This is a genomic window from Desulfovibrio sp. 7SRBS1, assembly GCF_049723905.1.
In the GTDB taxonomy this organism is placed as follows: domain Bacteria; phylum Desulfobacterota; class Desulfovibrionia; order Desulfovibrionales; family Desulfovibrionaceae.
Window position 1 is genome coordinate 377094 of the sequence record NZ_JBJKFD010000001.1, and the last position, 20992, is coordinate 398085.

The following is a 20992-nucleotide window of genomic DNA, read 5'->3' on the forward strand; positions in this document are numbered from 1 at the left end:
CAGACCGTACGGACAACTTTCAGTGAACGATCTTCCCAAACCCCTGCGTGAAGTTGTGCAGCGCCTTTCCGGCCTGCCCGGCATGGGGCCTAAATCCGCTCTGCGGGCCGCTTTGACTATGCTCAAGTGGCCCAACGAACGGGCCGAGGGCCTTGGTCAGGCTATTATAGATATGCGCCGGAACATGTGTTTTTGCTCCCGCTGTCGAGCCCTAAGTGAAGCAGATCCTTGTCCCGTATGTTCGGACCCATCCCGGGAAACTTCCCGGCTGTGTCTTGTCAGCGAGTGGGACAGCCTCATCGTTATGGAGCAGGCCGGAGTGTACAGCGGGCTGTACATGGTCCTTGGCGGTTTGATTTCACCTTTGGATGGAGTTCGCCAGGAAAATCTGGAAATCGGCACGCTTAAAGGCCGTTTGGCCGAAGGCGAAGTGGAGGAGCTTATCCTTGCCTTGGGCGCGACCATGGAAGCCGAAGCAACGGCCTCGTACATCAAGAACATGGTGGAACGGGAGTATGCCGGCGTTGCCGTAACCAGATTGGCCCAGGGAATACCCCTGGGGACTGAAGTCAAGCATGTGGACAAGGAAACCTTGCGCCAGTCCATGTTGTATAGGCAGAAATTGTAACAGGCGCGGCAAGGGGCCTTTCCTTTGCATGAAAAGTGATGCAGCACCAACTCCCTACAGATATCAAAAAGACCGCACGGCTGACACTGGAAGTGCAGAGCGTTGTTTTTTCCAACCCGGAAAATGGATGGGCCGTAATACGCGGTACATCCACGGAAGAACCGGGCCTTGTTTCCGCCGTGGGACTTATTGGCGAAGTGGCAGCGGGCGAGCTGCTGGAAATGACCGGGGAGTGGAAAGAGCACCCCAAATTTGGCCGTCAATTCGCCGTAGAAAATGCGGTCAGGGCATATCCTGCCTCGGAGAACGGTATTATCCGCTACCTTTCCTCCGGTATGATCCGTGGCGTAGGCAAGACCATGGCAAAGCGAATGGTCGAGGCTTTTGGTGCGGATGTACTGGAAATTCTGGATACGGACCCTGATCAGCTTTTGAATGTCGAAGGCATTGGCAGAAAAAAGCTGGAACGGATTCGAGAATCGTGGGACTCTCAGCGCGACATCCGCTCACTGATGCTTTTTCTGCAGACCAATGGGATACCGACCACCTTTGCAGGACGGATTTTCAAACTCTGGGGCGCGGGCAGCGAAGCCAGACTCCGGGAAAATCCGTATGAACTTGCATACGAAATTCGAGGCATTGGTTTTCGCAAGGCAGACGAAATGGCGCTCAAACTCGGTTTTGCGCCGGATTCCCTGGAGCGAGTGGAAGCCGCTTGCGTGTACTGCCTGTTCACCATGGGAGAACGTGGGCACCTGTTTTGCCCCGCGCCGGACCTTTTTGGAAAGGTCGCGGAAATTCTTGGGCAGGCCAGCGAGGAAGGTTTTGAAGATGCACTGGCTTTACTGGAAGAGCGCAAGCGAATCCGGGTAGAGCGGCTGTTTGCCCAGGACATCGACAGGGCCGTCTACCTGCACCATTTCTATACATGGGAACGCAAAATTTCCCAGCGCCTCTACCATCTCATTTCTCATCCCTGTCCGGAAACCACGCGCAAAAAGGTGGAAAAGCATCTTCCCCAGCTGGAACGTGAATGCCGGATAGCTCTTTCCTCCGAGCAGCGTGAGGCCGTGCTGGATGCATGCGGCAACAAGGTTTTTATCATCACGGGCGGCCCTGGTACGGGCAAGACGACCATAACTCGTATGATTGTCCGTTCGCTCAGCGAGGCAGGGCTCAAGCTCAAGCTGGCTGCGCCCACTGGGCGTGCGGCCAAGCGTCTTGCCGAGGCTGCTGGTATGAGCGCCTCCACCATCCACCGCCTATTGCAGTATTCGCCCGATACAGGCTTTCAGCTGGGCGAGGACAACAAGCTCAAAGCGGACGTTCTGGTGGTGGACGAGGCCAGTATGCTGGACGCTGGGCTGTTCAACGCAGTGCTTTCTTCTCTGTCCCTTACCTGCCGTCTGATTCTGGTGGGCGACGTGAACCAGCTCCCCAGCGTGGGGCCGGGAAACGTGCTTTCCGACCTGCTGACCAGCGAGACGATACCATGCGCGCGGCTGACTCAAATTTTCAGGCAGGCAATGGAAAGCCGCATCGTACTCAATGCGCATAAGATCAACCAGGGAGAGTTCCCCTCTGAAGCGCCGGATCAGATTCCGCCCGACAAGGATTTCTGGTGGATTAACCAGAATGATCCGGCCCGGGTGCAGGAACTTGTGCGGCAATGCGTATGCGAACGTATCCCGGCGGCCTATGGCTTTGATCCTTTGCGCGATGTACAGGTGCTTACCCCCATGCACAAAGGGGAGGTGGGTACCTTTGCCTTGAACAATCTGCTGCAGGACGGACTGAATCCGGGCAGGCGCGAGCTAAAACGGGGGAATCAGGCCTTTCGTGAGGGCGACCGGGTTTTGCAGTTGCGCAACAACTACGACAAGGAAGTGTTCAACGGTGACATGGGCTGGGTTGATGAGATCGACTTTGAATCCGGCGAACTCACCGTCGATTTTGAAGGTCGGCTGGTTGCCTACGATTCGACAGAGCTTGATGAACTGACCCTTGCGTACGCAGTTAGCGTACACAAATCGCAGGGCAGTGAATACAAGGCCGTGGTCATCCCCATGGTGACACAGCATTACGTACTGCTCCAAAGAAACCTTCTGTACACTGCCCTGACACGGGCCAGAGAACTTGCTATCATTGTGGGAAGCCGCAAAGCCGTAGGGATTGCGTTGTCCAACAACAAATCGGACAAGCGTTTTACCAACCTGCGCTATATGCTTGTTGAACTGTTTAATTCGTAAGGGTAGTTCGGGTTACAACTTTTTTCCAAGAGGTTTGGATGTCTCTTGTTTCCTCGGATGCGCCTCCCCGTATTGCCGTTCTTATCCCTTGTTATAACGAGGCGATAACCGTGGCTCAGGTTGTTCACGACTTCCGGCGTGAGCTTCCCGATGCCGACATCTACGTTTTTGATAACAATTCCACGGACGATACCGCTCGCCTGGCCCAAGAGGCTGGAGCCATTGTTCGTAGCGAATCGCTGCAGGGGAAGGGGAACGTTGTCCGTAACATGTTCCGCAATGTCGAGGCGGATTGCTATGTGATGGTGGACGGCGACTGCACCTATCCGGCGGACCGCGTGCACGACCTCATCCGTCCAGTACTTGAAGGGCGTGCCGAGATGGTGGTGGGGGATCGTCTGTCCTCCCATGCCTACGATGCCCAGAATACCCGCCCCATGCATGGTTTTGGAAACCGTCTGGTCCGTCGGCTCATCAACTGGCTTTACGGCAGCAATATCTGCGATGTTATGACCGGATACCGTGTTTTCAGCCGGATGTTCGTTAAAACCGCGCCCATTTTGAGCAACGGTTTTGAAGTTGAAACCGAAATGACTCTGCATGCTTTGGACAAACGCCTGCATGTGGAGGAAATCCCCATCGAGTATCTTCCGCGCCCCGAGGGAAGCGAATCCAAGTTGGATACTGTTCGCGACGGGCTGCTGGTCTTGCGTACCATTACTTCGATCGTCAAATATTATAAGCCGCTGCGTTTTTTCGGCGGGCTGGCTTTGTTGTTCGCCTTTGCCGGGGTGGTTGCAGGGTCGTATCCCGTACTCGAATACCTCCATTACAGCTATGTGTATAAGGTCCCCATGGTCATCCTGGCGGGAACCCTGGAGCTGATGGCCATGTTGTCATTGTCATGCGGCCTGATTTTGGACAGCATTGTCCGGTTGCATAAGGAACGCTACCTGCTACAGCTCAACGCCTATGTTACCGCACATCTTTCCGGAAAAACTGAAAGTTAATCCGACGCTGGTCGGAGTCTTCGTATTGGCCGCCTTTGCGCTCAGGGCGGCCTATCTGGTGTGGGCCGGGCCGCAGCTGACCTGGCCGGACGAGAGCCGCTTCTACTCCCTTACGCAGTTTTTGGTGGTATCCTGGAGCTTCCCGGAAGCCATGAAGGCACACGACATGCCGCTTACTCCTTTGCTGCTTGCCGTGCTTGTCCGCACGACGGGCTGCGGATTGTTCGGCATGAAGCTTTTTATCTGCACCCTGTCCGCCCTTACGGTAGTACCCGTGGGGATGATTGCCGGGCGGCTGTACGCTTCGCGTTGGTCTGTATATCTGGCCTGCGCCATGACCTGCGTGTATCCCTTCTTTCTTTTTTATTCGCGGCTGCTGCTTTCCGAAACTTTTTTTCTGTTTTTTCTTACCAGCTTCTTTGCCGTGCTCATCTGCCTGCCGGACCGTGTGGGAGGCTGGCTCTCCGGCATATTTGTCGGGCTGTCCCATTTGGTGCGCCCAACATTGTTGTATTTTCTGCCCGTGGCCTGGTGCTGGATGGTGTGGAAGGGGGGCTGGAAAATTCGCCACGCTGTGACAGCGGCAATTGTTTGTGCGGTAATTATAGCCCCCTGGGTGGGGCGAAACGTACTGGTGCTGGGTGCTCCCGTACTTGCCACGGCCAGTTCCGGCCATGTTCTGTGGGAAGGCAACAATCCTTGGAATCCGCATGGCGCAACCGCACAGACCGATTGGGGATATCTGGATAACGCGCCTGCCAACCTGGGCGAGCTCGCCAGGGACAATTGGGAAAAAGATCAGGCCGTGGCGTTTATTAAGGGCAACCCCGGTTTTTTTCTGCGGGCAGCGCTGCACAAGTTCGCGCGTTTTTGGAATGTGGTGCCCAACCATCCCAGCCTCCAGAGGGGGCTGTACATGTGGGGCTCGGTTCTTTCCTTCGGTCCCATACTGCTCCTTTCTTTGGTCGCGCCATTTGTGCTGCGTCGGGCTTGGCGAGATGTCCTTCTTTTGTGGGGATTTGCCGGGTACTACACGCTGTTGCATATGGTTACCATCGGCTCCATTCGTTATAGATTGCCTTTGGAACCGCTGCTTCTGGCTATGGCTGCCGCCGTATTGGTTCGTCTGTTTGATGTGTCGGCACGGCGATTCGGCATTGATGCCCGGAATACACGGGGAAAGGGATAATGAAAAAGCTGGTTGGCCATATCTTCCGTTTTGGAATAGCAGGGGCCTGCATTGCATATGCCTTGTGGGGCGTAAATTTCAATGCGCTGGCCCAGGCCTTTCACCGGTTTGATATGCTTCGGATAGCAGGTCTTATCCTCTTCAGTTTTCTTGGGTATTTTTTGCTTGGTTGTCGCCTGCGGTTTATTTCGTCTGGCCGCGTCTCGGTATATCTCGGTACCAAGGCCTCGATTTTCGCCTTGGGAGTGAACAATATTTTCCCTGCCAAGTTAGGGGAGGTCGCCAAAGCCCTTTACCTGGGGCAGGTAACCTCCATGGGGCCAGCCAGCGGTTTGGGAATTGTTTTTTGGGAGCGTTTTTTCGACCTGAACATGCTGCTTGCGCTCGGCTTGTTGAGCACCATTTCTTTGAAGCTGGGATTTATTGCAGTACCTTTTGCTCTGGCAATCGCTACGGGCTGGTTGTATGTCTACAGCCTGCGCCGCCATCCCCATGTTGTTCCCCGGATTTTGGCATATCTTCCCCTTGGCAGGCTGCGGCTGTTCATAGATGATGTGAACGGGCATGTTTCCAAGGATTTCGGGCCGGGGTTCGCCCTGCGTCTGCTGGGGGTTACAGCTTTGGTTTGGGGGCAATATGTGCTCCAGGTGGGGGCCGGACTCAACTGGGTAGGCGGGCTGTCGCTTACACCGGGGCAGGTTATGGCCGTATTTGTCGTATCTGCCGTGGGCATGGCTGTACCATCTTCGCCCGGTGCATTCGGCATGTACGAGGCCAGCTTTGTTTTCGGCATGGGGCTTTTCGGTATAGACAAAACCGACGCCCTGGCCGTGGCTTTAGTAATTCATATGATTCAATATGTGCCGACGACTGTAATCAGCGGCATAATTTTTTGCGATAAAAGGGTCTCTGTTTCCAGCCTGTGGAAACGGCCCGACCATGACATAGCGGAGACAAAATGAAATCTCTTCCAGCCGTTTTGACCATTGCCGGTTCGGATTCCGGCGGTGGAGCCGGTATCCAGGCCGATCTCAAAACTTTTTCCATGCTCGGAACCTACGGGGCCAGCGTCATCACCGCACTTACAGCTCAGAATAGCTGCGGAGTAACAGGAATTTCCGCACCGGAGCCAGACTTTGCCGCCCAACAGTTGCGCACAGTGCTGGAAGACATCCCCATCCGTGCCGCCAAAACCGGCATGCTGTTTTCCGAAGACATTATCCAAGCCTTGGCTGATGTATTGGAAGAACCCAGGTTCGACTTTCCTTTGGTGGTCGATCCCGTATGCGTTGCCACCAGCGGGGATGTGCTGCTCAAGCCTGATGCTCTCGGCGCACTCAAGGAACGGATGATTCCTTTGGCTGCCGTGCTTACGCCCAACCGTCAGGAAGCCGAGTTGCTGACCGGGCGCAAGATAGACCGCCGCTCCGACTGCTTTGACGCCATTTCCCGTCTGTTGGACATGGGTGCAGGTGCGGTGCTGCTCAAGGGCGGACATTTTGATGACTCGCCAGCCATGACCGATTGGCTGGGAATGCCGGGGCACGACCCGCTGCCCATGATTCAGCCCCGTGTGGATACCAACAATACCCATGGTACGGGATGCACGCTTTCCTCGGCCATTGCCGCGCATCTTGCCTTGGGATGCGACATGATGGAGGCTGTCCGTAAAGCGCAGGAATACCTTAACCTGGCGCTTCGCACATCGTTTGCCGTGGGCAAAGGGCATGGACCTGCCAACCACATGGCCCCGTTGCTGGTGCATCAGGGCGTGGACAGGGCGTTTGTGCGGCTTGTGGAAACGGCGCACGAGTTGTGCAGTCTGCCAGGAGCCGCTCGTTTGGCAGGTTTGGGAATGAATTTGGCGGTCTCCCTGCCCGGAGGGTGTCGGCCAGAACATGTTGCCTCGATGAGTGCGCCTATGGTGGGCTCTATGGATGGCCGTCTGCTTTCTGCTGGTTGTCCTTGCCTGGGCGGGGATGACGACCTTGCCAAAGGCCTGCTGGCCGTGCGTGAGATTTTTTCGGATATTGATTGGGCCGTTGCTGCCCATTGCACGGGAGAGCATGCCGACGGCCTGGACTTGGAAGGGCTGCTGACCGTGGAGGTTGGGGATGTGCTGGGCGGAAAAGGCCATGAAAAGGAAGATCAGTGGATTAGCAGCAGCCTTACCATGAACTGGGAGCTGTACAAGGCGGTTGCCGACGCAGGTTTGGAATGCGCCCCTCAGGTAGTTCGTATGCGGGGCGGGGCAGGTTCACCCGATACATTGTTTTGCTTTGCACCGACCGCGGAAGAGCTTGTTCGCGTGTGCTCGCAAATAAGTTCTTTGTAGGCGTTTTTTACCTGCAAGCTTGACATGCAGCACTGGTCTATGAAAAGGCATTCCTGCACTTTGGCCTTCTGTCGGTTTGGGGTTGCCTGAAAATTCAGCAGGGCTGTGGTGTATATTTCATGCGAGAGTGGCGGAATTGGTAGACGCACTAGATTTAGGATCTAGCGGCCTAGCTGTGGGGGTTCGAGTCCCCCCTCTCGCACCACCAGATATATCAAGGGCTTACGGAAATATGAGATTTCCGTGGGCCCTTTTCTTTTTGGGACACTTCTTATTTTGTCCCACTTTTGTCCCACCCGGCAGGGGCCTCTTATGCCTCCGTGTAGTCGTTAGGTTGCTATTCCGTTGGGTAAAAGTATCTGGGCCTAGCGCCTGAACCTGTTGCGCAGGGCAAAGCCGAACAGGGTGGCTTGGATGGTGACGAGGAGTTGCCAGGCGAGCGTGAGGACGCGGTAGAGGCCGTGAGTGGTTCCGGCTTTGGATTTTGCTAAAGGGATGTAGTTCAGCCAGTTGTCTATGACGGCATCGACCTTTGTCGGATCGAGTGACCATGAAAAATGGTGCCAGACTTCTTGCAACGTGAGTGCGACAAACGGGGCAAGGGCGAAATCAAGCAATACAACAATTGCGCGGGTGGGATTTTCCCCAAAGCCGCTGATGTATTTATAGATCCAGAGCATGGCGATGAGGAACCACGAGCCATGGTTCTGCTTGAGTAATTTGAGTTGGGCTTCCTTTTCGGAAACATGCCAGCGGGAAGCCTCGTACTCGTTATGCTCGTCTTTGTATTTGCGCTTCATGCGCTGGTAAAAGTCACGAGTGGCTTGGAGCTGACCATCCTCATCTTCCACCGCAACTTTGATTCGATTTTTTTCTTCGGGCCATTGGCAGTTCTCGAAGTGTATGTCACCAACATTGAGTACACCATTGAAGTCGAGAAGAGTTTTGTCCATGCCTTTCCAGTTGTGGAAGTAGACGGGGCCTTGAGCAAAGGTTGCGTTGTGGAGTGAGAAGGCGGAACCTGGAGCGGTCTGGATGTCTTTGAAGGTGCATGGTTTTTCGAATGCTGCGTTCCTGAAATATGTTCCCCTCTCGAACGTCGCGTCCGTGAAATATGTTTTCCTCTCGAACGTCGCGCTCCAGAAATATGTTGCCCCCCCGAACTTCGCGTACCCGAAATATGTTTTCCCCTCGAACGTCGCGTTCCTAAAATCTGTATACTCCTCGAACGTCGTGTTCCCGAAATTTGTATACTCCTCGAAGGTCGCGTATCCGAAATATGTTTTCCCCCCGAACTTCGCGCCCGTGAAAGATGTTTCCCCCCCGAAGGTCGCGTCCCTGAAATATGTTTCCCCCTCGAAGCTTGCGTGCCTGAAAGAAATTGCTGGCAGGGGACAGTCGTTAGCAAAGCAAATATCACCTGGAAAGACAACGCCTGCTAAATTACATATAGCCTCTTTATCTTCCAAATCGATAGTTGCCTGGATGCGTTCGGAAACAAGGGCATTGAAGTCGTCCACGGACATGCCTTTGTGTTCTGCCGGTGCGTGGAAAACGCAATATTCTTTGTTGTCTTCATCGGTCCAGACCGGGGGCTGCGGATCGAGCCAATAGTATTCTTCACATTTACAGCAGCCCATGGGTACTCCGTGCGGGTGGTGTTCTAGTTTTAGACGTAACGCAAAACGGAATGCGATGGATTGTATAGAATGTTTTGAGACGACAGGGCAAGGGGCCTACTGCCGATCATCCCTTCCTATTACCGCGCCGTGGGCAACTCTTCCCAGCGGGTGGTGTAGTGGGGCGAAAGGGCGTTTTGCCGCATGTGCCACGTCCGTTTGCCCACGCCTGCGGCGGCGAGTTGCAGTGCTCCTTTGCCATGGCTGCCCCTCGACGCATCGAGGGCACGCATCAGGGCATTGCGGTATTTTCGGTGGTCTTCCAAAGGGGAAAAAAGCGAAAGTTGCCGCCCGGCTTTTGGGACAAGCCCCAAAAGGATAATCCCCATTTTTTGATACGCATATCCTTCCCTGTAAGTCTGCTCCAGAATTTCCATTCCCCTGCCTGCCAGTTCGGGCGTGTCGTCTGTGGCAAGGGCGAGTTCCACGCCTGCGGTATTGTCGTATTGCGGGCCGGGCCTGTATTTGCTGGTACGTAGGAATACCTGAATTGTTGCGGCCAGCAGTCCGCGCCGCCGCAGTTTTTTGCCTGCTATCTGCGCATGTGTGGCCAGGGATTCGCTCAGGGAGGCGAGGTCGTAGATTGGAGTCCCAAACGAGCGGGACGAGAGAATGCTTTTTGCCGGGGGCGGGGCATCGTCCAGAGTAATGCACGGCTGCTGCCGGAGTTCCAGCACGGTGTGCAGGCCGGGAATGTGCAGCAGGGCGCGCACGGCCACATCCGGCATGTCCCGCAATGCCTTGGCCGTTCGTATGCCCCGGTCCTGCAGCTTTTTGGCGTTCCGGCGTCCGATTCCCCAAATCTCTTCCACTGGAAATTGCGCCAGGCAGAATTCTATCTGTTTCTTGTCCACAAGGGCGCACACGCCACGGCTTTGGGGGTATTTTTTGGCTGTTCTGTTGGCGACCTTGGCAAGGGTTTTGGTGCGCGCAAAGCCCACGGAAACAGGAATGCCGGTCCACTGCCAGACAGTGTTGCGGATTTTGCGCCCCAGAGAGAGCAACTCCTCCCGTCCTTTGTTCCGAAACACCAGAAAACACTCATCAATGGAATATATCTCGATTTCCGGCGTAAAGTTTTCCAGGGTATGCATCACCCGTGCGGACAGGTCGCCGTAGAGGGTATAATTGGAGGAGAATACCTGGATATTGTGGCGTTGCAGCAGGGGCCGTGCCTTGAATTCCGGGCTGCCCCTTTTTACCCCCAGGGCCTTTGCCTCGGCAGAGCAGGCGATGACGCAGCCGTCGTTGTTGGAAAGAACGACAACCGGCTTGCGTTGCAGGTCCGGGCGGAATACCCGCTCGCACGAAACATAAAAGCAGTTGCAGTCGACCAGGGCATAGAAGGCGTTTGAACTCATCTGTAGCTTCTCACCACGCCGACAACCGTTCCCCACACATAGAAATCCTGCTCCGGGAATATCTCCATCTCCGGGTATCTGTCGTTTGCCGGAACAAGCGTTACCCGCCCGTTCTTTTTTCGCAGGTATTTTACGGTCAGTTCGCCGTCCAGCACTGCCACAACAATACAACCTGTTGCCGCGCCTGCGGATCGGTCCACAACCAGTATGTCCCCGTCCTGAATACCCGCGTCCAACATGGATTCTCCGCTGACCCGGATAAAAAACGTCGCGGCCCGGTTGCGGACAAGGTAGGTGTTCAAATCCAGATTCTTTTCAATATAGTCATCCGCCGGGCTGGGAAAGCCGGCAGGCACGGGGCAGAGAAACAGCGGCAGGGGGCTTTCCGGGCTGCTGCTGGGGGTAAAAATGCTGTTTACTTTCATAAACTTTGTTTATCTAAATGAACAAAGTTTTGCAAGCAGGGCGGGCTGCAAAAGGGAAGTGGAAACTTGTGGAAGCGGCGGTAAACAGGGGCATGCGCGCTTTTCAGGGGAAGGAATAAAAAAAGCCGACGTCAGGGGCGGCGTCGGCTTTGGAACTGCAAGGCTGCGAGTGACGGTTAGAACCGTACTCCCTTGAAAATATTTATTTTGGAAAACGTGCTCTGATATTCGTCCTTGTCCATGTAATATGGATTGTCCTTGTCGCTTACTTTGAAGTCGTCCAAATTTACATTAATGGCCCGGGCTTCGTTTCGGTCGATTTTGCCGTCGTGGTTTGTATCCACCTTTTCAAAGGAAGGGACGAACGTGGCGGCGTCCACAAAGCGGCAGTCGATGTGCTTTCCGTCCGCACCCAAAGATACGGCAATGCTTTGCCCCGGCTTGATGCGAATTTTGCGGCAGGTCAGCCCCGACCATTCGTCCAGCCCGTTGGGATCTTCGCGTACTGCCTTGGCCTTTGTGGTGCCGTCGCTTTTATCGAAGCAGAGTGGCGCGGAGGAGGGGCAGCAGAACGAGTCGATGGTTTGGCTGGCAATTTTTTTGTAGGTCATGCTGCCGGTTTTGCTGAATATGCGGATGGGGTCCATTGTTTGGTTGACGATGCCGAAGCATTGGTCGGAAGCCTGTGCAGGGAGGGCAATAGCCAGCAGGCACAGAAGGCACAGGAAAAAGGCACTACGGTTCATGGGGTCCTCGGCGTTCTGGTGTTGGTGTCGGAAGGGACGATTCCACAGCATCCGCAATTTATGCGTTACTCAGTCTACGGCGTCAATCCCCATGGCGTGGCAATGAGGGCTTATTGCTTCTTGGGCGTCTGCCATACAATGGTAACGGGCCGCTTTCCCCACTCTTTGGCCGCCTCTTTGTCCAGCCCGAAATAGATATCTATCTTCTGGGTCCAGCGTCTGTTCATTTTGTCCAGCACCTTGTATTCACCTTTCAGCCCCAGGATTTTTACCCTGGTTTTGTGGGTAAGTCCCATGGGGATGAGATCGTGTGATACGGCAATGGCTTTCATTCCCGGCTCCAGGGTGTCGCCCCAGGCGGTAGTAAAAGGGCCTCCCTCGGGTGTTGTTTCTTCCGGGCTGGATGTGTAGCCCGTGGACATTACTTTGAGGGTTTGCACTTCATATTTTTGGGATGACGTTTGATTTTCCGAGGGCTCGGAGCACCCCACCAGCAAAAAAGTACAGAAGATGGCGTAAGGGACAACTTTTCTCAGTCTTTCGGAAAACATGATCCCCCCAGGATGTATTCCGTCCGGCTCGTTCTGGAAATGTTTTCTGAGTCTGCCATAGAATTTACCTATATTCTGGAATATTGCAAACCGAGGGAAAGTTGGCGGGATGTCATGGAGGTGCAACATCGATCGCTTAAATGATACTGCCCATCCCCTTTATCCCCGCTCGTCGTTGTCGGGGCTGGATTCCTTTCGGAGTAGGAAATATTAGGGCATTACAGTAAGGTATGAATGTATGATGGTTGTGGTTGTTACGGAAACGAGGTACTGTTCGATAAAATTATGCAAAGCAGCATTTGTAAGCTCAAAGCATTTTCTATGAACGGATAAGGACAGAAACAAGGCACTCCAAGTACTCGTCATGAATCTTACTTATTTTACCTTTTATATTGTCCTCGCCATGGTTCTTTTTATGTTTTTGTATGCGAAGTACTCGCAGTACGACACGGACATCAGGAACAGTCTGGCGGATTTGGAAGAGGTTGAGGCGAAGGTGACGTTGTATGTAGAAACAATGGAACAGGAAATTAAAGAAAAACGCGAAAAAATACACGATCTTGAGCACGAAACCACGACGTTGCGCGATCAGATGCACAATAAGGATAGTTAGATGGCGTACCTGCTTTTGCTTATTTGCATCACGCTTATAGGAAGCGTTTACCTTAATCGGTACCTGGGCCGTTGGCACGACAGGAAAATTCGCGACATTCGAAAGCGCCGCGTTACCGCGGAGCTCCAGATGCGCAGGCAACGCAAGCGGCTGGAACGGCTGAATGAAAAGCTTAAGGAAGTGGAAGATACACACAAGATGTATTTGGATCTTGTGGAGAAGAAAGAGCGGCAGAAGTATGTTGAACCCGGTGACTGGCTGCTCAACAACAGGCACATTACGCTCAACAGCTACCTGCAGGCAAAAAAGTATGGGGACCGGAACAACAAGGATATTGTTGATTCCTGCATGATCCTCAACTTTATCGATAGAAAAGTCGCACGGCTTGCCCGTGAGGCGGTCGCCGCATCACAGCCGGATCTGGTTGCCCCGCCAAATGAAAGCGGGGCTGTCAACGACAATGGCTGACAACCCCGATTTAGTTCCTTTCTCCGAAATTCGTGTTTTCGGAAGCTGATATTTTGCAGCCATGGCTGCAGCTCCCTGAAAACGTAGAACACTCTTTTTTATTCCACGAAATCAAAAGATATTGCAGTGTTTCCGTGTCTTGCGTTGCTTCTATTTTTCCGAAGCGGCCCAGGTGACATATTCAATTCCCAGCTTTTTCAGCTGCCGGAAAGGAAGCCCTTGCTGCACGCCCTCGCCAACGCTTACCGGATCGATCACCTTGCTGGTGCAGAGAATGTCGGCTCCCTTTTCAAAAAGAACCGGGGAAAGCGGGGTTGATGGGCCCACCACAATGGTCAGGGCGTGGCGGGTATGCTCCAGATAATACGCCATATAGCGTGTCAGTAAGGCGGTGCCGGTAATCGCCATGATGTCGCATCGCGCCATGGCATCTTCCCATTGGTCACGGGGCAGTGCTCCGGGGATGTCGGCCAGTTCGAAAAGCATGGTTTCTGCTGCAAATTCCCTTACGTCCGGAGTAAAGGGAAAGTGCCCCACAATGCCGACTCGCTTGCCCTCGCCATGTTCGCGAAGAAGTTCACCAGCACCTGCGTTGCCGTAGTTTGCAGGACGGTCCAGCCCCGCATTGAGGGCGGCCAGCCCGATTGAGCGCAGGAAAAGGCTCTCGTCCTTGAGCAGGGCGGCGGTTTCCTTCAGGCTGCTTCCCTTAACTTTGTCCAGGCGCTTTTGCTCGGCTTCATTCGGCAGGTGGCCGAGCGATGCCGACAACCCCATGCTCTGCTCCGTTCCCACGGAAAGAAATTTGGGGCTGAGAATAAGTGAGGTAATGATCTCATCCGGCCTGGACATGCTGCCCAGAAGGGCATCGACAAGCGGGCCTTCGTTGGCCGAAGCCGCGGGAAGGTTGGGAGCCGGGGCGTGTTTGTTGCAGCATTTTTCCATGATCAACTCCTGGCGGTGGTCGCATGCGCGGCCTTGCTCACGGCGCGGTGCGCCTTGAGGCTAGCTATTGAATACAAGGCGATGCCGGTCCATATCAGCAGGAAGGTAACAAGGTGCGTGCTTGTGAAGGTTTCGTGATAGACAAAGACCCCCAGTAGAAAGGCAAGGGAGGGGGACAGGTATTGAAAAAAGCCCAAGGTGGTGAGGCTCATTTTTTTTGCGGCCCCGGCAAAGGCCAGAAGCGGTGCGGTTGTGACCACCCCGGCCCCAATGAGCAGCAAGTCCGTTTGGGCTCCAAGATGCCCCAAAGCAGCACTTCCATTGAACTGCCAATAGCTGAGGATGAAAATGCTGGGGATGCCTGCGTACAATGTTTCGAAAAACAGTCCCGGGAGCGGTGCGGCCGGAACGACTTTGCGCACCAGTCCGTAAAAGGCAAAGGAAAAGGCCAGCCCCAGGGCGACCCAGGGCATGTGCCCGTATCCCCACAGTAAGTTCAGCACCCCCAGAAAAGCCAGCCCTATGGCGGCAATCTGCAATCGGGGCAGCCTATCTTTGAGGAAAATTACGCCCAGCAGGGCATTAACCAGAGGGTTGATATAATAGCCGAGACTGGTCTCCAGCACATGGCCTGTGTTGACCGCCCAAATGTAGAGGAGCCAGTTTCCGCAGACAAGAGTGCAGGAGATAAGGAGCATTCCCAATATCTTTGGGCAGACTGTTATTGCGCGGATTTCACCCCAGCGTTTTTGCAGGGTGATGATCAGAGCAGTGAAGAGCAGCGACCAGACGACTCGGTGGCAGAAAATTTCCACGGGAGGGACTGCCAGCAATGCTTTCCAATAGACTGGGAGCAGTCCCCAAAGTACGAACGCCGTAACAGCGTAGGCGGCTCCCATAGCAGTCTTATCCGGACCAGAGGGAGGAGCCATTCCCTGCCCGGTAGCGGATGTTTTCATTAAGCTAGGCCTGTTCGGGGACTACACGCGCAGCTTTGGGCCCACCCGTGCTGTCCGCCAAAGTATACGTGACGCGTTCCCCCCGGCTTAAAGTTCGGAAGCCTTCGCGCTCGATAGCATGAAATTCGACGTAAATTTCGTCGCTGGTCTCGTCGTCGCGGATAAAACCGAATCCTTTTGGTTCGTTGAACCAGACAACGCTCCCTCTTTTCATGGACCGACTCCCTGACAGATATCCGCCGGGGTCGGGCGCAGTGCCGACCCGGGCGGGTTATTTCATGCGGTAAGTGATGCGGCCGCGAGTGAGGTCGTAAGGAGAGAGTTCTACTTTGACGCGGTCGCCGGGCAGAATACGAATGTAATATTTGCGCATTTTACCGGAAATATGGGCAAGGACTTCATGTCCGTTTTCCAGTTCCACACGGAACATGGCATTGGGCAGGGCTTCCTGGACAACACCGTCTACTTCAATTGCTTCTTCTTTGGCCATGCATACTCCAATATGTCTTGGGAAAAGAGTAAATATTTATATTATTGTGCCGAATTTAAGAACAACTAGATTTTCTAGCATCCAAAAAGGGAAAGGGCAAGAATAGAGCCGGGCCATAACTTGAATCGGCTTTGAGAGCGGCCTGCTTTTGAGATGCCTTCAATACGGGGTGGCTGGAAGTGGATGAGAAAGTATGGTGGGAGCGCATTCCGATGCTGCTTGCCCGCAGAACGTGAACCAGATCCTGAGTGTGTTGGTCATCCCGTCAGAATTTTTTTTATTCCCCCCATGACATCGCGTGGAAAATAGGCATGGGGCTGCCGTCGGCTCAGTATAGCGGCCGTTCGGTCGGGAAAGTCATGGAATTATTTCCCGGGCCAAAGCTTGCGTCTACACTGGGCTTGATTGGTGTGTTGAGGGGAGCGGGCTGGGTGGCCATACCCTGGATGCCGGGAGTTGCGCTGAGGGCGAAATCCGCCCCTGCCAAAACATGTTGATCGCTTACACGCACAACGCGGACGTTGACATATACGGAGTCTGAACCAACAGCGTACGATCCAGCAAGAATGCTGTCGAACCCTTCGGATTTAAGGACGGTTGGCAGATTACGGCTGAGACTGAACTCGCCGTCCCGGTTGCGGATATGAATGACAGGATTGCGTTCTTTGAGTTCGGCTGTTGCGAAGCCGAGCTGTGAGAGCCTGGAAGAAATTTGTTCCGGGAGCAGGCGCCCGAGGGTTGACGTAAGGGCGGTATCGTCCACGTTCACAAATGATGTCAGTGCTATGGTTTGGTTCCCCGGTATTTCGTTATCCTTCAGAACCTTTGCCAAGGTGTTGGCGGCGCTGTAGCTTTGCTCAATCAGCTGTTTTCCTTCCTCGCTGGTTATATTTACCTTGCTGCTGAGAGTGGTTAGCGAAGATGTGTCGAAGGTCTGATTATTCTTCAAGCTGCATCCAGCGAGGATGGCAAGAAGGACTATCGGAATAATAAGGCGAGGATACGTCATGGCTTTTTCCTGTAAAAATAAAGACTGGGAACCTATCTGCTTTATCGGTCTGCCCAGGAAATAGTTTAGGGTTTTTATGGACTTGACGGGCTGGGGCGTGTCCATGCTGGGCCGAGCGATCTTACCTTTTTACATTTGGGGTATTACGCTGTTCAGAAGCGTGGCAAGAGCGCCGGCACTCTGCCGGGCCTGGCTGATGACATCGTCCAGGCTGGTCTGTGCCATGCAATCCGGCAGGTTCTTGTTTGTCAGGCAGGAGATTCCCAAGAGTTCCATGCCCATATGGTGGGCTGCAATGGCCTCAACAACAGTGGACATGCCAACCGCATCTGCTCCCAGTCGTTTGAGCATGCGTGTTTCTGCCGGAGTCTCCAGCTGCGGCCCAAGTACCTGCACATATACTCCGCGTTCCAGATGCATCTGGTGTTCTTGTGCCTGGTGCATGGCAAGCTCTATCAGGCGTTTGCTCCAGACTTCGGTCATGTCGGGAAAGCGGTCTCCCCAGCCATCCACGTTGGCGCCGGTAAGAGGAGACATGCCTGTAAAATTGATATGGTCTGTGATGCACATCAGTCCACCTGCGTCGAACTGGACGTTGAGTGCTCCGGCTGCGTTGGTGATAACGGTTTTTTCTACTCCCAAAGCGCCGAGGGTGCGTATCCCCAATGCTGCAATGTCTGGCGTGTGTCCTTCATACAGGTGAAAGCGCCCCGACATCACGGCCACTTGGCGTCCTTCTACTTCTGCAATGCGCAATTCGCCCTTGTGGCTTTGTACGGTGGAAACCGGAAATCCTTCTATCTCCGCATATGGAATGCTGACCCCACCCAGATTTTCGGCCCAGGAACCAAGACCGGTTCCAAGGACGACTCCTATGCAGTCGGGGAGAATTTGGATTTTCTTTTCTATAGATATTCTGGCCGCATTCACGTTATGAAGGTTTTGCATTAGGGCCTCGTTATTGTTATATCTTGCCAAGAGGGGGGCGATTTTCGAGTTGTTAGATACTGTCCGTAGTATTCAATTTCTGTCAAGCAAAGGACTCTGGCGGGTATAACCTAATTATGGATATCGCAACACTTCTAGGGCTTGTGGTTGGCCTGACCATGGTCATTGGTTCCATTTTTCTTGGTGGAGCCCTTAGTTCATTTATCAACATTCCAGGTCTTATGATTGTCGTGGGCGGTACGCTGGCCGCCATAAGCGTCGCTTTCCCTTTTGAGGAAGTCGTACAGGCGTTCTACGCCGGCATCAAGATTTTTGCGTCCAGAAAAGTTCGTCCTCGCGAAGTGGTTGATATCATGGTTAAAGTCGCGGAAATCAGCCGTCGTGAAGGTCTGCTTGCTCTGGAAAATATCCAGACGGAAAATGCCACCCTTAAAAAATCCTGCCAGCTTATTGCAGATAATGCTGATCCCGCCCTTATTCGAGATACGCTCCGAATCGAGATAACCTCCATGAAACGCCGTCACAAAGTTGGACAGGATGTGTTCAGGGGGTTGGCCGCATATGCGCCTTCGTTTGGTATGATCGGTACACTTATTGGCTTGGTGCAAATGTTGGCCCAGTTGGATGATCCCAAATCCCTCGGTCCAGCCATGGCCGTGGCCTTGCTGACCACTTTTTATGGCTCGCTTATGTCGACATTGCTCTTTCTGCCCATTGCCGGGAAACTGCATGCCCGAACCATGCAGGAAATTTTGCATTTGGAGATTATTTTCGAAGGCGCAAAATCCATTCTCGAGAACAACAACCCGCGTCTTGTTTATGAAAAACTTTCGTCCTTTATAGCTCCCAGGGAACGCAAGTATGAAAGATGAAGACGAGGGGCTCATCCTCGAAGAAGAGCAAGAGGATCAAGAGAGTGGCAACTGGCTAGTGACATATGCTGATATGGTCACATTGCTGCTGACCTTTTTTATTTTGCTTTTTTCCATGTCCACTCTGGATCAAACAGAGTTTACGGATTCGTTTTCTGCCATTAAGCAGGCTTTGGCCGGGAAGTCAGAGAAGCTCGCTACTTCGCGAATTACGTCGAAGGAAGCCAGCGTCCTTGTGGAGCAGGTCAAGCTGCGGCGCGACATTCAGCAGCAACAAAAGAAAGTTTATTCTGAAGTCAAATATTTACAGACCACTAAAGGCCTGAAAGGCATTGTTACGGCAAAGCTGGACAAGGGAAAGATAACACTACGCATTCCCTCCTCCGTCCTTTTTGATCCGGGCAGTGCTACCCTCAAACCTACAGGGAAGAGGGTCATTTCCGTCTTGAAAAATTTTTTCATCAAGCATTCTGATCAAATGATCAATATCAAAGGATTCACCGACAACACCGTTCCTTCTGCCAAAGCCCGGTACAAAGATAATTGGGAGCTTTCGGCTTTAAGGGCGGTCAATGTATTGCGCTTGTTGGTGGGGCTTGGGATTTCCCCCAATCGAATGACCGCCACAGGGCTGGCCGATTTGGATCCGCTTTTTCCAAATAACAGCCCTGAAAACAGAGCTAAAAACCGGCGGGTCGAATTTGTCTTGGAAAAGATTGTCGGGTAAGGTCTGATCCGACTTGCGGCTTGACAAAGATGGGGCTCTGGTTAAAACACCACAGCTTTTCAAACACTTTGTAGAGTTTTGCCGCAAGGTGTTAGGCGTCCGGTATTGGACGCGTGTTGGGCATGCAGCCGTCGCTTGCGTTGAGCAGCGTATTCGGGCACTTGGAGCATGCTCTCTTAATGTACGAACACAATTGGACGCGATAATGTAATGTACGTCCGGCAGTGGGGTGAGCGTCTACCCTCTGTTATCTGTCGGTTTCGAACCTCTGATCCTTGGTCGGTCAGTCTTTTTGTCTGCTTTCTGCGCAGTGGCTGTTCGGCTTTGGAGCAACTTAACGACCCAATGGGAGACATCGCGTGAGTGCGACACGGCATAAGGTGCTTATCGCCAATCGAGGCGAGATCGCCATGCGAATTGCCAGAGCCTGCATTAAGCTGGGTTTGGACTTCGCATGTTTGTTCACGAAGGAGGATGCTCAATCCGGGCATCTCGACTTGGCCAGGGAAAAGGGCGGCGACAAAGCCCTGTACCGGGTCAGCTCGTACCATGACGCCAACGAGATTTTGTCTGTTGCGGATGAGGCCGGGGCAACGGCCGTTCACCCCGGATACGGTTTTTTTGCTGAAGATTTTCGGTTTGCAAAACGGGTGGTCAAACGTAACAGGCCGCTTGTCTGGATTGGACCGGGCTGGCGTGTTATCCGCGAACTTGGTGATAAGATAAACACCAAGCGACTGGCCCGCGGGCTGGAAGTTCCTACGGTTCCCGGTTCCGACCGTCCCGTGTACGACGAACTCGAAGCCGAACAGATTGCTTCCAACCTGTTTGCATTTCAGGCCGAACAAGGATTCGGCCACCACGTCGTCCTTCTCAAGGCTTCGGCGGGTGGTGGCGGAATGGGAATTGAAGAGATTGACAGCCTCGATCTTTTCCGCAGCACCTTTCGACGGTTGCGGAACTATGCCAAACGTACTTTCCAGGATTCCGGTGTTCTCATCGAGCAGCGCATTTTCGATTACAACCATCTGGAAGTGCAGATCCTGGGTGATTCGTCGGGCAGCAATCATATCCATTTCGGTACCCGCAACTGCTCTGTTCAGAGTACAGGACGCCAGAAGCGCGTTGAGGTAGCCCCTGGGTTCGCTCCCAAGGAATGGGGCTACACTTTTGATGCAGCCAAGGTGCTGAACGATATCACCGAATATTCCTTACGCATGGCCCGCGAGGTGCGGTACAACAGTGTGGGAACGTGGGAATGGATCGTTACACCAAAGGGTGATCCCTTCCTTATGGAAGTCAACACCCGTATTCAGGTTGAAAATGGTATTTCCGGCATGATTTCGTCCATCAAGGGCGAAGGCCCGATTGATTTGATTGCCGAGCAGATTCGCACCGCCCTGGGGCAGCCTCTGGGATACAGCCAGGAAGACGTCAGTTTCGATGGATTGAGCATCGAATACCGTCTTATTGCGGAAGATCCTGCCGAAAAGTTCTCGCCGTGGGCGGGGGCAGTGGAGCGTTTTGAGTGGAAGGAGCAGCCCTGGCTGACCATGTACACTCAGGTTCCCAACGGCAGAACTTACGATATTCCTACTGAGTACGATCCCAACCTTGCTCTGGCTATTATCAAAGGCAAAGATTTGGCGGAGGCCAAGGCAAGGGGTGTCGAGTTCCTTGATTCTTTGGTTTTGGAAGGACGTGACAAGTCCGGCGGTTCCTTGCGCTCGAACATTGACTTCCTGCGTGAACAGACTGCTCATCTCCTTGAATTCTAGGTAGCGTGGATAC

Annotated in this window: 22 protein-coding genes and 1 tRNA gene; 12 read left to right on the forward strand and 11 right to left on the reverse strand. The window is 53.5% G+C overall.

Going from position 1 to position 20992, the window contains the following annotated elements; translation table 11 throughout:
* The first annotated feature begins 22 nt into the window (after positions 1-22).
* The 7 genes from recR (at position 23) to ACI0FJ_RS01860 (ending at position 7616) form a co-directional block, all read left to right on the forward strand.
* Entirely contained in the window at positions 23-628 is a 606-nt protein-coding gene (recR, locus tag ACI0FJ_RS01830) for a recombination mediator RecR (RefSeq protein ID WP_424298213.1), read from the forward strand.
* Between the two features lie 38 nt (positions 629-666).
* Positions 667-2877 carry an ATP-dependent RecD-like DNA helicase gene (locus ACI0FJ_RS01835; RefSeq protein ID WP_424298215.1) on the forward strand — a complete coding sequence of 737 codons (2211 nt, stop codon included), beginning with the start codon at positions 667-669 and terminating at the stop codon, positions 2875-2877.
* A gap of 38 nt (positions 2878-2915) precedes the next feature.
* The gene (locus ACI0FJ_RS01840) at positions 2916-3887 is read left to right on the forward strand and encodes a glycosyltransferase family 2 protein (protein ID WP_424298217.1); all 972 of its coding nucleotides are present in this window, start codon (positions 2916-2918) and stop codon (positions 3885-3887) included.
* 25 nt (positions 3888-3912) lie between these two features.
* A complete protein-coding gene (locus ACI0FJ_RS01845) occupies positions 3913-5076 on the forward strand; it encodes a hypothetical protein (protein WP_424298219.1) in 1164 nt (387 codons plus the stop codon).
* Positions 5076-6038: a lysylphosphatidylglycerol synthase transmembrane domain-containing protein gene (locus ACI0FJ_RS01850; RefSeq protein WP_424298221.1), complete on the forward strand. Its 963-nt coding sequence runs from the start codon at positions 5076-5078 to the stop codon at positions 6036-6038. The genes ACI0FJ_RS01845 and ACI0FJ_RS01850 overlap by 1 nt, the downstream gene beginning before the upstream one ends.
* Complete coding sequence (gene thiD, locus ACI0FJ_RS01855) at positions 6035-7411, forward strand: bifunctional hydroxymethylpyrimidine kinase/phosphomethylpyrimidine kinase (RefSeq protein ID WP_424298223.1); 1377 nt, start codon at positions 6035-6037, stop codon at positions 7409-7411. Before ACI0FJ_RS01850 ends, thiD begins: the two co-directional genes overlap by 4 nt.
* 121 nt (positions 7412-7532) lie before the next feature.
* A tRNA-Leu gene (locus tag ACI0FJ_RS01860) sits at positions 7533-7616 on the forward strand.
* A 160-nt stretch (positions 7617-7776) separates the two neighbouring features.
* On the opposite strand, the gene ACI0FJ_RS01865 is transcribed toward ACI0FJ_RS01860, so the two are convergent.
* The 5 genes from ACI0FJ_RS01865 to ACI0FJ_RS01885 form a co-directional block, all read right to left on the reverse strand.
* Positions 7777-8937 (reverse strand): pentapeptide repeat-containing protein, encoded by a 1161-nt coding sequence (locus tag ACI0FJ_RS01865; RefSeq protein ID WP_424298225.1) that lies wholly within the window; start codon positions 8935-8937, stop codon positions 7777-7779.
* A gap of 233 nt (positions 8938-9170) precedes the next feature.
* On the reverse strand, positions 9171-10451 hold the full coding sequence (locus ACI0FJ_RS01870) for a Y-family DNA polymerase (RefSeq protein WP_424298227.1): 1281 nt from the start codon (positions 10449-10451) through the stop codon (positions 9171-9173).
* Complete coding sequence (locus ACI0FJ_RS01875) at positions 10448-10876, reverse strand: LexA family protein (protein WP_424298229.1); 429 nt, start codon at positions 10874-10876, stop codon at positions 10448-10450. The genes ACI0FJ_RS01870 and ACI0FJ_RS01875 overlap by 4 nt, the downstream gene beginning before the upstream one ends.
* A gap of 176 nt (positions 10877-11052) precedes the next feature.
* The gene (locus ACI0FJ_RS01880) at positions 11053-11622 is read right to left on the reverse strand and encodes an EF-hand domain-containing protein (protein WP_424298231.1); all 570 of its coding nucleotides are present in this window, start codon (positions 11620-11622) and stop codon (positions 11053-11055) included.
* Between the two features lie 110 nt (positions 11623-11732).
* Complete coding sequence (locus ACI0FJ_RS01885; RefSeq protein WP_424298233.1) at positions 11733-12173, reverse strand: 3D domain-containing protein; 441 nt, start codon at positions 12171-12173, stop codon at positions 11733-11735.
* Positions 12174-12537: 364 nt separating this feature from the next.
* On the opposite strand from ACI0FJ_RS01885, the gene ACI0FJ_RS01890 reads away from it, so the two are divergent.
* Positions 12538-12786 carry a hypothetical protein gene (locus ACI0FJ_RS01890; protein ID WP_424298235.1) on the forward strand — a complete coding sequence of 83 codons (249 nt, stop codon included), beginning with the start codon at positions 12538-12540 and terminating at the stop codon, positions 12784-12786.
* Entirely contained in the window at positions 12787-13254 is a 468-nt protein-coding gene (locus ACI0FJ_RS01895) for a hypothetical protein (RefSeq protein WP_424298236.1), read from the forward strand.
* Positions 13255-13404: 150 nt separating this feature from the next.
* On the opposite strand, the gene ACI0FJ_RS01900 is transcribed toward ACI0FJ_RS01895, so the two are convergent.
* From ACI0FJ_RS01900 to ACI0FJ_RS01925, 6 genes are all read right to left on the reverse strand, one after another.
* The gene (locus ACI0FJ_RS01900; RefSeq protein WP_424298238.1) at positions 13405-14196 is read right to left on the reverse strand and encodes a Rossmann-like domain-containing protein; all 792 of its coding nucleotides are present in this window, start codon (positions 14194-14196) and stop codon (positions 13405-13407) included.
* 2 nt (positions 14197-14198) lie between these two features.
* Complete coding sequence (gene rarD / locus ACI0FJ_RS01905; protein WP_424298240.1) at positions 14199-15155, reverse strand: EamA family transporter RarD; 957 nt, start codon at positions 15153-15155, stop codon at positions 14199-14201.
* A gap of 4 nt (positions 15156-15159) precedes the next feature.
* Positions 15160-15369, reverse strand: a complete 210-nt coding sequence (locus ACI0FJ_RS01910) for a cold shock domain-containing protein (protein ID WP_424298242.1) — start codon at positions 15367-15369, stop codon at positions 15160-15162.
* A gap of 57 nt (positions 15370-15426) precedes the next feature.
* The gene (gene infA, locus ACI0FJ_RS01915; RefSeq protein ID WP_424298244.1) at positions 15427-15645 is read right to left on the reverse strand and encodes a translation initiation factor IF-1; all 219 of its coding nucleotides are present in this window, start codon (positions 15643-15645) and stop codon (positions 15427-15429) included.
* Positions 15646-15973: 328 nt separating this feature from the next.
* Positions 15974-16654, reverse strand: a complete 681-nt coding sequence (locus tag ACI0FJ_RS01920; protein ID WP_424298246.1) for a FlgO family outer membrane protein — start codon at positions 16652-16654, stop codon at positions 15974-15976.
* A gap of 129 nt (positions 16655-16783) precedes the next feature.
* On the reverse strand, positions 16784-17602 hold the full coding sequence (locus ACI0FJ_RS01925) for a purine-nucleoside phosphorylase (protein WP_424298248.1): 819 nt from the start codon (positions 17600-17602) through the stop codon (positions 16784-16786).
* Positions 17603-17718: 116 nt separating this feature from the next.
* Between ACI0FJ_RS01925 and ACI0FJ_RS01930 the strand changes: the two genes are divergently transcribed.
* From ACI0FJ_RS01930 to ACI0FJ_RS01940, 3 genes are all read left to right on the forward strand, one after another.
* A complete protein-coding gene (locus tag ACI0FJ_RS01930; protein ID WP_424298250.1) occupies positions 17719-18474 on the forward strand; it encodes a motility protein A in 756 nt (251 codons plus the stop codon).
* Entirely contained in the window at positions 18464-19201 is a 738-nt protein-coding gene (locus ACI0FJ_RS01935) for an OmpA/MotB family protein (protein WP_424298252.1), read from the forward strand. The genes ACI0FJ_RS01930 and ACI0FJ_RS01935 overlap by 11 nt, the downstream gene beginning before the upstream one ends.
* A 359-nt stretch (positions 19202-19560) precedes the next feature.
* Positions 19561-20979: a biotin carboxylase N-terminal domain-containing protein gene (locus ACI0FJ_RS01940; protein WP_424298254.1), complete on the forward strand. Its 1419-nt coding sequence runs from the start codon at positions 19561-19563 to the stop codon at positions 20977-20979.
* The last annotated feature ends 13 nt before the right edge of the window (positions 20980-20992 follow it).